The sequence below is a fragment of the Shewanella waksmanii ATCC BAA-643 genome (assembly GCF_000518805.1).
Taxonomy (GTDB): Bacteria; Pseudomonadota; Gammaproteobacteria; order Enterobacterales; family Shewanellaceae; genus Shewanella; species Shewanella waksmanii.
This window is the reverse complement of sequence record NZ_JAEH01000002.1, coordinates 43,669-55,314: the sequence shown is the minus strand read 5'-3', so window position 1 is coordinate 55,314 and position 11,646 is coordinate 43,669. Positions and strand designations below refer to the sequence as shown.

Annotated in this window: 6 protein-coding genes and 1 pseudogene; 3 read left to right on the top strand and 4 right to left on the bottom strand. The window is 46.1% G+C overall.

The features are described 5' to 3' along the window. Positions 1 to 42: 42 nt before the first annotated feature. A complete protein-coding gene (locus tag L865_RS0101800; RefSeq protein WP_028771658.1) occupies positions 43 to 663 on the bottom strand; it encodes a TetR/AcrR family transcriptional regulator in 621 nt (206 codons plus the stop codon). Between the two features lie 137 nt (positions 664 to 800). Between L865_RS0101800 and L865_RS0101795 the strand changes: the two genes are divergently transcribed. The 3 genes and pseudogenes from L865_RS0101795 to L865_RS0101785 all read left to right on the top strand — a co-directional run bounded on the left by L865_RS0101795 (position 801) and on the right by L865_RS0101785 (position 7,200). Next, complete coding sequence (locus L865_RS0101795; RefSeq protein ID WP_051484389.1) at positions 801 to 1,913, top strand: efflux RND transporter periplasmic adaptor subunit; 1,113 nt, start codon at positions 801 to 803, stop codon at positions 1,911 to 1,913. Positions 1,914 to 1,917: 4 nt separating this feature from the next. Continuing rightward, positions 1,918 to 4,990: pseudogene (locus tag L865_RS22870) on the top strand (efflux RND transporter permease subunit). Positions 4,991 to 5,196: 206 nt separating this feature from the next. Further along, a complete protein-coding gene (locus tag L865_RS0101785) occupies positions 5,197 to 7,200 on the top strand; it encodes a methyl-accepting chemotaxis protein (protein WP_028771656.1) in 2,004 nt (667 codons plus the stop codon). 765 nt (positions 7,201 to 7,965) lie between these two features. Here the strand turns inward: L865_RS0101785 and cydX are convergent. The 3 genes from cydX to L865_RS0101770 are packed head-to-tail and all read right to left on the bottom strand — an operon-like array spanning position 7,966 to position 10,809. Then, positions 7,966 to 8,082, bottom strand: a complete 117-nt coding sequence (gene cydX / locus L865_RS24780; RefSeq protein WP_028771655.1) for a cytochrome bd-I oxidase subunit CydX — start codon at positions 8,080 to 8,082, stop codon at positions 7,966 to 7,968. Between the two features lie 15 nt (positions 8,083 to 8,097). Continuing rightward, positions 8,098 to 9,237, bottom strand: a complete 1,140-nt coding sequence (cydB, locus tag L865_RS0101775; protein ID WP_028771654.1) for a cytochrome d ubiquinol oxidase subunit II — start codon at positions 9,235 to 9,237, stop codon at positions 8,098 to 8,100. A gap of 15 nt (positions 9,238 to 9,252) precedes the next feature. Next, a complete protein-coding gene (locus L865_RS0101770) occupies positions 9,253 to 10,809 on the bottom strand; it encodes a cytochrome ubiquinol oxidase subunit I (protein WP_028771653.1) in 1,557 nt (518 codons plus the stop codon). Between the last annotated feature and the right edge of the window lie 837 nt (positions 10,810 to 11,646).

The following is an 11,646-nucleotide window of genomic DNA, read 5'->3' as shown; positions in this document are numbered from 1 at the left end:
CATTATTCACTGATGTATCAGCAAGGAGAATACTGGTGCAGATTAACTCACACGGTAGGCGCGTAAGAACATCCTAATAGTATCCTTAACATAGTCCGCTTGTTCATTTTCCAAACCTGCTGTATCTAGCCCTAGTTCGAGTTTTAGTCTCATTTCACCGTAGAGCATTAAACACAACCTCACCGCGGCGTGACGATGATTGCCAAAATCAAACTCGCCTCGTGCTTGAATACGTTGTAGATAGTCTGCAAGCAGGCCCAGTAAATTCTCTGGGCCGGCATCATAAAACAGTTCTGAGACTTCTGGGTGGGTTTCATGTTGGGCAACACAGGCGCGAAATACCGTAATGGCCTCTGGGCTAACAATCATCTCGTTAAAATGGATACCAAAATCTATTAACGCAGCTTCAGGATTTTCTAACTCAATAAACGCACCTTCGGTCATGTTATGCACGACACATTTCGAGGTGATTGATGCAATAAACAGATCATCTTTACTGCCAAAATGTGAGTAAACAGTTTGTTTAGACACACCGGCGTGTTTAGCCACTTCATCCATGCTGGTATTGGGAAACCCCTGCGCGCAAAAAAGTTCTATTGCAGACTCAAGCACTTGAGCGCGCTTTTTTTCACTACGACTTAAAGGTTGAACAGTTGTCGGCATATGGTTTGGCTCTTTTATCGTTATTTTTCGTAACAACTTTACAAAAACTAGACTAGACAGTCCAGTTTTATTAATCTAGACTCGCAAGTCTAGTTTAACTGTTTTACAACCTATCTTAAACAACGGAAGTACAACACATGACAATTTTCGCAGTAGGCCCAGTGCAGAAAACGATGACCGTACTCGTTTTAGTGGGTTTGTTAAGTGCATGCCAACAGGACGTTGCAACAGAAACAAGTGCGCTAACCTACCCTAGCGTAAGCAGTCAGACGCTTAAATTAGTTGACCACTATCAAGCGACACAAACCTTTACCGGTAGTATTCGCGCCGGTAACACTACCGGTGTCGGGTTTGAGCTTGCGGGTAAGATAAAGAGGCTTGCTGTTGACAGTGGTGATAGTGTTGCTAAAGGCCAGTTACTCGCCGAGCTCGACACCGTACTTTTAGAGGCTGAAAAACAGGAGCTACTTGCGAGTCTGAATCAGAATGACGCCGATCTCGAACTCGCACAAAGTACCTTAAATCGGAGTTTGGAACTCAAAAAACAAGGTTACGCATCCGACCAAACCTTAGATGAACTAAAGGGTCAGTTAAACAGCTTGAAAGCGGCGAAAAGTCGCCTTAATGCTTCGCTACAAGCTAATACACTGCGTATCGAAAAATCACGTTTAATAGCCCCATTTAGTGGCACCATTGCTAAGCGCAGCAACAACCTTGGCGAGGTGGTTACTGCAGGCTCACCGATATTTGTACTAGTAGAAGACAATAACCCCCAAGCAAACGTAGGCGTGACGGTTAACATCGCTCAAACGCTCAGCAACGGTACCCAATTGCCTATCACCGTTGGTAAGCAACAATTCCAAGCCACTATTGCCGGTATAGGCGCAGAGGTTAACCCCATTACCCGTACCGTCCCCTTAAGGCTGTTATTGCCTCAAGATGCAAAAGTCATAAACGGGGAGCTAGCCTATTTACACTACAAAAAGGCCGTTGAACAAGCGGGATTTTGGGTGCCAATCTCGGCATTGACAGACGGTCTAAGGGGGTTGTGGAATCTGTATGTACTGCAACCTAATAGTGACGGTAAATTGGTGGTTGAGCGACGCGATGTCGAGATTGTTTATACCCGCGACGATCAAGCATTTATTGTCGGCGCGGTGAATAACAACGAACAATTTGTCAGTGGTGGATTACACAAGCTCGTGGTTGGTCAGCAAGTCATTGCAACCACAGCAACAGCGGCGAGGTAACCCCATGGTAAAGTCATTGGTCGAAAACGCTCGCCTTGCCAGCTTAGCCATCGCACTATTGATTGTGGCCGGTTTAGGCGCCATCTCTAGTTTACCTCGTATGGAAGACCCTGAGATCACCAACCGTTTCGCCACGGTGATCACTCAGTATCCTGGTGCCTCTGCAGAACGTGTTGAAGCATTGGTTACTGAAGTGCTTGAAGAGCAACTTAGACGTTTAGAAGAACTTAAGTTAGTGCAGTCAACTTCCCGTCCAGGGATTTCAGTCATTACTCTCGAACTTAAAGATAATATCATCGACACGGATTCGGTATGGTCACGGGCCAGAGATCTTGTCAGCGACGGCCGCGCGCAATTGCCCACCAGCGCCCAAAATAGCCTATTAGATGATCAATTAGGCTATGCCAATACTGCCATTCTGGGCTTAGTGTGGAAAGGTGGTGGCGAAGTACGTACAGATATCTTAAACCGCTACGCCAAAGAGCTGCAGAGCCGGCTAAGGTTGGTTTCAGGCACCGACTTCGTCAAGCTATATGGCGCCCCAGAAGAAGAAATCCTCGTGCAATTAGATGGGCAGCGAGTCAATCAAATCGGTCTGTCACCTGCAGCGGTTGCACAAATTCTAGCTAATGCGGATTCAAAAATATCAGCAGGAGAGCTAAGCAATAATCATTTCCGCGCGTTAGTCGAGGTTTCGGGTGAACTCGACTCCATCACCCGCGTAGGTCAGGTCCCACTGAAAGTCGACGCTAGCGGCCAAATCGTTAGATTAGCAGATGTTGCCGCCGTCAGCCGCCAACCCAAAACACCAGTCAACTCCCTCGCCCTCATTGAGCGCGAACCGGGTGTGATGGTGTCGGCGCGCATGCTCAGCGATACCCGGATTGATAAATGGCTAGCCCGTATCGACAGTGTTGTGACTGAGCTTCAGGCAAGCTTTCCCGCCAATATCGAAGTGCAGTGGCTGTTTGACCAAGAAAGTTATACCACGGTGCGTTTAACCGATCTTGTCGGTAGCCTACTCATGGGCTTCATTATCATTTTGTTAGTATTGATGCTGACCTTAGGCTTAAGAAATGCGGTGATCGTCGCCATCTCTTTGCCGCTAACGGCGCTGTTTACTCTCACCTGTATGAAGTACGTCAACTTGCCGATCCACCAAATGTCAGTCACGGGTCTGGTCGTTGCATTAGGTATCATGGTGGATAACGCCATTGTGATTGTTGATGCCATTGCACAGCGGCGCGCCCAAGGGCTTAACAAATTACAAGCCGTTGGCGATACACTAAAGCATTTCTGGTTGCCATTGGCGGGCTCCACTATCACCACAATGTTGGCGTTTGCGCCTATTGTATTAATGCCAGGTGCGGCGGGCGAGTTTGTAGGTGGCATTGCCATCTCTGTGATGTTTGCATTACTCGGTTCCTACCTTATCTCACACACCCTCATTGCCGGACTGGCCGGGCGCTTTGGCTCTGACGGTGAAGGCCAACACTGGTATCAAAAAGGTATTGATCTGCCAGTGGTGAGTAACGCGTTTAGACGCTCATTAACCTTGGCGTTAAAGCGTCCTCTTTTAGCGGGATTAGTCATAGGAACACTGCCTATCGCCGGATTTATCGCCTCAGGACAGATGACGGAGCAGTTTTTCCCGCCAAGCGATCGCGACATGTTTCAGGTTGAAGTCTATTTACCCCCCCTACTCCAGCATCACTAACACCAAAAACATGGTACTGGATGTCGACCAACACATTCGCGAGCAAGCAGGTGTTGAACGTATCGACTGGGTGGTCGGTGGCAATGCGCCCTCGTTTTACTACAATCTGTTGCAACGTCAACAAGGTGCGGCCCACTATGCTCAAGCAATGGTGAAAGTGACTGATTTTGACCGCGCCAATGCCTTGATCCCCCAGTTGCAAAATACCTTGGATAAACACTTCAGCGGCGCGCAAATTTTAGTTCGAAAACTAGAGCAAGGCCCGCCATTTAATGCCCCAGTTGAGCTACGTGTTTATGGCCCTAACCTTGAACAACTGCGAATCATTGGTGACGAAGTGCGGCGCATTCTGGCGCAAACGAATGATGTTATCCATACTCGCTCCACCCTCAGTGCTGGCGCGCCAAAAGTATGGTTTCAGGTCAATGAAGACGCCAGTATGATGAGTGGCTTAACGCTCACTGATATTGCCCAGCAAATACAAATGGCGACCACAGGTGTCAACGGCGGCAGCATTTTAGAACAAACTGAGTCACTGCCTATTAGAGTGCGGGTTGACGATGTCACTCGCGAGCAACAAACCAACCTGAGCGACATTAGCTTACTCAGCAGCAGCGGCCACGGCATTCCGCTTTCGGCGCTCGCAAGTAGCCAAATAGAAGTGAGTCGCGGAGCCATACCCCGCCGTGATGGGCAGCGAGTCAATACCGTTGAGGCCTATATTGCTGCAGGTGTATTACCACAAACCGTGCTCAATGATGTTCAGGAAAGGCTCAATGCGTTAGCACTGCCGCCGGGATATCATATTGAGGTAGGTGGTGAAAGCGCAAAACGTGATGAAGCAGTAGGTAACTTGTTGTCAAACATTGTACTGGTAATGACCCTGTTGTTGGCCACCATCGTTCTATCATTTAACTCATTTAGACTGACAGCCATCATCCTAGCCAGTGCATTCCAATCGACAGGCTTAGGGTTGCTCGCAGTCTATGTGTTCGGTTACCCGTTTGGTTTTACCGTTATCATCGGTTTACTTGGCCTGATGGGGTTAGCCATTAATGCTGCCATTGTCATTTTAGCCGAGCTAGAAGATCAGCCCAATGCGCGGCAAAGCAGTGTTGAAGCCATTGTTGATGTCGTTAGCAGTTGTGGCAGACACATAGGGTCCACTACCATCACTACCATTGGCGGTTTCTTACCACTAATCATTGCCGGCGGTGGTTTCTGGCCACCTTTCGCCATTGCCATTGCCGGTGGTACGTTGCTGACAACCTTGCTGTCACTCATTTGGGTGCCAACAATGTACAAACTCATCATGAAACCTCGCTGCCCACAAAAGCAGCAGCAACCTAACATAGCCTAATCAACCCTTTGGTGTCTTGGCTGCATAATCACTGTCAAGACACCATTTTTTCATCGCTAAGATATTGTTTGACCACAAACAACAAGTCAACATGACCTAAGTATTCACTTTTATTTGTCGCCTTACCTTAGACCTATATCAATTAATTTAATCACAATTTGATATACATTAATCGCACAATAAAGATGAGTAATGGATGAACCGCAATGAATTATAAAAACTGGCCAATCGCCAAGCAGATTGGTGTGCTCTCACTGCTGCTAACGATTGTCGTGTTCAGTGTGTTAGGCAGTATCTCCTATTTTACCGCCGCTAAAGTGCTTGAGGAAAAAGGCATTTCGGCGATGCACGACCAGATGCAAAGCACTGCTGACTTGATAGAACTGCAATACAGCAGTCTGCTGGCCATTGCTCGCCGTAATGCCGACGTATTACGGGGAATGTACCCTGGACAATTTAGGCTACCGGACAAAACAGTTAGAGTACTCGGTAAGCCTACCCCGGCTCTTGCCCATGAACGTGAACAAATTAACGCGTCAAAAAGTAAAGTAGACAGATATTCAAATATTACTGGTGGTACAGCTACGGTTTTTGTTAAAGATGGCGATGACTTTTTACGCATCTCAACCTCACTGAAAAAGGCCGATGGTAAACGGGCACTGGGCACCTACTTAGGGCAAAAACACCCAGGTTATAACGCCTTGATGCGCGGCGATGTGTACGAAGGCTATGCCCATCTATTCGGTAAAGACTATATGACCGTCTACCGCCCCATTACAGGGCCTGAGGGCAATGTGATAGGTATTTTGTACATCGGCTTTGATATTACCGACTCCTTAGTTGAACTAAGACAATCCATGAACAGCTTAACCCTTGAAGAGTCTGGGTTGTTTATGCTTATACGCGCAATCGATCAAAGTATTGTCTCTCACCCTCAATATGAATTTGGTACGCCGGTAACCTCTCAGGTACTTAACGGCCTTAATCAACAGCAGGCCAACACCAATCAAGGCTCGTGGCAATACCAAAACCCACAAGGGGATGACATGTATGCCTATAGCCTCACTATTCCAGGGTGGAACTGGGTATTAGTGGGTCAAACTAAAGTGGCTGAGTTAAAAGAAGAGAGCTTAAAGCTTTTGAGTATTAATGCAGCTGTCGCGGTGTTTGGCATTATCATCATTACATTAATGTTGTCTTTTGTACTGCTTAAGGCACTTAGGCCACTGCGGGTATTGCAGCAGCAACTCGATAAACTCGGTCGCGGTGACTTGTCACAGAAGTTTGCGCAACCCGATAGCAACAGTCAAAATGAGGTGGACAAGATCACCATCAGCACCTCACAAATGGCCGACGGACTGCGCCAGCTCATCACTGCCCTTGGCCAATCTGTCACAAGATTGGAACAACGAGCCAGCGAAGCGCAAGAAATTGCCAAGCTTAACGGTGAAGAAGCGCAATCGCTAATGGCACAAACTGACCAAATTGCTACCGCAATTGAAGAGATGTCGACATCGATACGAGATGTGGCCACCCACGCCAGTGAAGGTGCTAACAAGAGCCAACAGGTTGATACCGCATCGCGTGAAGGTCACAGCCAATTAGCACTGGTTGTAGAGGGGCTGGGCAAGCTAAGCCAACAGCTCAATGATAGTCACCTAAGCGTAGAAAATGTCAGTAAAGAAAGTGAAGCGATTAGCCAAGTGACCGAAGTGATTAATTCGATTGCCGAGCAAACCAACCTACTGGCCCTCAACGCAGCGATTGAAGCCGCACGAGCGGGAGAGCAAGGAAGAGGTTTTGCCGTGGTGGCCGATGAGGTACGCACGTTAGCGCAGCGCACCCAGACATCGATTTCAGAAATTGGCCAAACAATCACCCAGCTGCAATCGCAAATCAAGGTGACCGCCGATCAGATGGGACAAAGCCATCAATTGGGCAATGAGTCAGCCACCCAAGGGCAGGAAGCTAGTGAGCAGCTGGATCATATTACCCACAGCATTGGCGAACTTGCTATTTCTTCAAGCAGCATTGCCAGTGCCACGGAACAGCAAAGCGCCGTAGCTGATGAAATTACCCGTAACTTGCATCAAATCACCGAGCTCGCCCGAGACGGTGAACAGCGCGCAGGTTCAACGGTGGATGCTGCACTCGAACTATCAGAATTAGCCAAAGAGCTAAAAGAGAAAATTAGCGTATTTAAAGCCTAGAGAATATGCGCATGGATAATGCGCATTGCTACAGGTTTGCCCTTAAAGGCTTGAAGTTGACTTCAAGCCTTTTTAATACCCGCTTCTCAGCCTTTAAATGTTCTGCCCGCCTCTTCGCACATAATCTTAGTCACAACGCTGTAATGGCTTTGCAGGCAATCTATGGTTCAAGAAAAATTGGGTCAAGGATACATTGTTCAAGGATAGTCTGGCTCAAGGAAAGATGGTTCAAGGAAAGATGGTTCGAGGAAAGCCGAAGCGCGTGAACATAATCAGGTGTGAAACAAGGTCAAACCAATCTGCCGATTACCTTAGCTGTGATAACTGCTTAATATGCGCTTTTAGCGCCAATAAATACACTGGCAACTGGCGTGAGAATAATACCAATCAGTATAAACATTTAGTCACTCAGCGAGAGTTTAGCGGTTCTGAGGTAAGGCAACGAGTGAAGAGCATAGTTATTCTACGGTTAAGCTCGTTAACACAGCATCAGAATCGCTAAAACTCGCCATTCTGGCGCGTTTTAGGCTGCCTACTTCTGCGTTGAATAATTTCACAAGGGAACAACCATTGTTTCAATCATTCGCCTTGAATTAGTTTGCCCAAAGCGCGCTGAGTAGATCAAATTCTTATACTGATTGGTATAACTGCAATGCTTGTTGTTTCTGCTACAACACCAGCTTAGAGATTCGTGTAACGAGTGACTCATTGTGCCAATAAAAAAGCCCTAACTGAACCAGTTAGGGCTTTTCGGACTAGGTCAGATTACTCATCAGCTTCTGAATCTCGGTCCATATTTTCAGTATTTTCAAGCCATAGAGCGTTGATAATCCCGAAAGAACACGCCAGCAAAATACCTAATATCCAAGCAAAATACCACATAGTAAGGGCTCCTTATTAGTACAGTGACGTCTTGTTATTTTCAATGTAGTTACGCGTTAGGCGACCAAACATCTTCAAGTAGGTCCAAATCGTGTAGCTCAGTACGATTGGTACAAAGATGATTGCAGCCCAAGTCATTACCGTTAGCGTCATGTGACTTGCCGTTGCATCCCACATAGTCAAACTGATGTTTGGCTCAAGAGATGAAGGCATAACGAATGGGAACATTGCTGCACCACAAGTTAGAATCACACCCGCTACTGCTAGCGAACTAAAGAAGAATGCAAAACCACTACGGTTAAACTGGCTGCTCGCGAGTACAAGCAATGGCATCGCTAAACCAATCACAGGGAACAGCATAGTGATTGGGTACTTGTCGTAGTTAGCAAGCCATGCACCTGATTCAACTGCTACTGTCTTAAGCGCTGGGTTTGATGCACCTGCGGTATCAATCGCAGAGGTGATCACATAACCATCAATACCGTTAGCTAACCAAACACCCGCAGCAGCAAACAAGGCAAACAATAGACCAGCCGCAACTTTAGTTGCCATCGCAGCACGTTCGCGCAGCTCACCTTCGGTCTTCATTTGCAGCCAAGCGCCACCTTGCATGATGAACATGCTCACGCTCACAAGGCCTGCTAATAATCCAAATGGATTCAGTAGACCAATCAGGCCACCGTGGTAATAAGCACGTAAGTACTCATCGAAGTTAAACGGCACACCTTGAAGTAGGTTACCAAATGCAACACCGATGATAAGTGGAGGCACAAAGCCACCGACAAATAGCGCCCAATCCCACGCTTTACGCCATCTTGGATCTTCAATCTTAGAACGATAGTCGAATCCAACCGGGCGCAAGAACAAGGCAAACAGTACCAGCATCATCGCAACATAAAAGCCCGAGAATGACACGGCGTACACCATTGGCCATGCAGCGAACAATGCGCCACCAGCGGTGATTAACCAAACTTGGTTACCGTCCCAGTGCGGGGCAATCGAGTTAATCATGATACGGCGTTCAGTGTCATCTTTACCGATAATCGGTAGTAGCGCACCCACTCCCATATCAAAGCCATCTGTCACGGCAAAGCCGATAAAGAGCACGCCAATCAGCGCCCACCAGATAAATCTTAATACTTCATAATCAAACATAATCAGATCTCCTGTTTAGGCGTCTAGCTTTTCAAAATGATAACGGCCAGTCTTCAAGCAACTTGGACCTTGCTTAGCAAACTTAATCATTAGGAACAGCTCAATAACCAATAGTACTGAGTAGAACAGCGTGATAGTGATAATACTGAACCACAAGTCGCTAACAGTTAGGCTAGACGCTGACATGAATGTCGGCAGAACTTCTGAAATCGTCCATGGTTGACGACCATACTCGGCCACAAACCAACCACATTCGATCGCAATCCACGGTAATGGCAAGCTATATAGTGCAGCTTTCAATACCCATGGTTTTTCATCAATCTTATGACGTGTGCTTTGCCAGAATGCCGCAGCAAAGACGAACAGCATAATCACACCAAGACCTACCATCACACGGAACGACCAGAATAGTGGTGCAACCGAAGGAATAGAGTCTTTGGCAGCCGCTTTAATCTGCTCTTCTGTCGCATCGACAACATCAGAGGTATAACGTTTAAGTAGCAAGCCGTAACCTAGGTCAACTTTCGCTTCTTCAAAAGCGGCACGCAATTCAGGAGTCTCGTTACCCGCACGTAATTCAGTTAACATCGCATAGGCTTCCATACCGTTACGAATGCGCACCTCATGCTCATCGATAAGGTCAATAATACCGGTGACCTCTTCATCCAATGAACGGGTAGCAATAATACCCATTGCATATGGAATCTTGATTGCATAATCGTTGTGCATCGTTTCACTGTTAGGCATACCTACCACAGTAAATCCGGCTGGAGCAGGTTCTGTATGCCATTCAGCTTCAATTGCAGCCAGTTTAACGCGTTGCGCTTCACCCACTTTATAGCCTGACTCATCACCTAGTACGATAACGGATAAAATTGACGCCATACCAAAACTTGCTGCAATCGCAAATGAGCGACGAGCAAAAGGTAAGTCACGCTTTTTCAAAATGTAGTAAGCACTGATTGATAGCACGAACATTGCACCAGCAACGTAACCTGACGCTACAGTATGAACAAACTTAACTTGGGCAACAGGGTTAAATAACACCTCACCGAAGCTAGTCATTTCCATACGCATGGTTTCATAGTTAAACACAGAGCCAATTGGGTTTTGCATCCAACCGTTTGCCACTAGAATCCACAATGCTGACATGTTAGAGCCTAGGGCAACTAACCAAGTAACCGCTAGATGCTGACGCTTGCTAAAACGATCCCAACCGAAGAAGAACATACCTACTAAGGTCGACTCTAAGAAGAATGCCATCAGGCCTTCAATAGCAAGAGGCGCGCCGAAGATGTCGCCAACATAGTGAGAATAATAAGACCAGTTTGTACCGAACTGGAACTCCATCGCCAAACCGGTGGTGACACCTAGCGCGAAGTTAATACCAAACAACTTACCCCAAAACTTGGTCATGTCCTTATAGATTTGCTTATCTGTCATCACATAGAGCGATTCCATGATGGCAAGCAAAAAGGCCAATCCCAGTGTTAAGGGTACAAATAGGAAGTGATACATAGCGGTCAACGCAAACTGCAAGCGCGATAACTCTACAACCTCTTCTAAGATCATCAGTGACTCCTTAGGTGCTACTGTCACTTTTCATAGTTAGATCCCCATCAACTATGAAAAATGCCTAATTAGGAATTTTATTTTTAAAGTGTTTGCCTCATCTTCATTCAGCAAACGGTTAAATTTACATTTTCTATCTTTCGTCGCGAAATTACATCATTCGTGATAAAACAACCCGCCAATGAGACCTGTGTCACACAACCTGTTAATTCTGTGACACCTAACATTCGGCGTGTCGTAACAAAAACAACAAATCTTTATTTCTCAGTAGCTTGTGGTTAACAAACTTTAATTTCACTATCAATTTATACCATTGTAATTTGATTCAAATCAATCAAACACCGCGCGGATAATGGGTTTTGAGGGATTGGGCACACTTCCCCCTACGACCTTATTGCAAAGCAAGCCATTTCATGATAGGGGTGACCTTTACAAGGTAAACAACTAAAATAGTCACCTTAAAATCACAAATTGCCTCGTAAAACGCAAAAAATAAAACCATATCTATTTTCAAGGCTAGTTATATTAATACGCAACAAAAAACAAACAAATAAAAATATATTTAAAAACAGTGTTTTAATTAATATTTGAACATACAGATCACTTTAACATCAACGCAAAGCATTAGAATTAATAATGACAACATACAATTTTTCTCGTTTGTTGCCTGGCAAACAAAACTTTAATATAGCTCCTGTGTTAAGGAGACGGTTTAACAAACCCGGTGTCGTAGCCCGGACAACCTCACTCCGCTTACATGACCTTTAACTTTGTGGAGACATACTATGAAAAACTTATTCGATCGTCTGGTTAACCGTTACAAGCGTACTTTCGTTG

Excerpts from the sequence above, each read along its gene's own strand:
- L865_RS0101800 (WP_028771658.1), bottom strand. The coding sequence starts at position 663 with ATGCCGACAACTGTTCAACCTTTAAGTCGTAGTGAAAAAAAGCGCGCT.
- L865_RS0101795 (WP_051484389.1), top strand. The coding sequence starts at position 801 with ATGACAATTTTCGCAGTAGGCCCAGTGCAGAAAACGATGACCGTACTC.
- L865_RS0101785 (WP_028771656.1), top strand. The coding sequence starts at position 5,197 with ATGAATTATAAAAACTGGCCAATCGCCAAGCAGATTGGTGTGCTCTCA.
- cydX (WP_028771655.1), bottom strand. The coding sequence starts at position 8,082 with ATGTGGTATTTTGCTTGGATATTAGGTATTTTGCTGGCGTGTTCTTTC.
- cydB (WP_028771654.1), bottom strand. The coding sequence starts at position 9,237 with ATGTTTGATTATGAAGTATTAAGATTTATCTGGTGGGCGCTGATTGGC.
- L865_RS0101770 (WP_028771653.1), bottom strand. The coding sequence starts at position 10,809 with ATGATCTTAGAAGAGGTTGTAGAGTTATCGCGCTTGCAGTTTGCGTTG.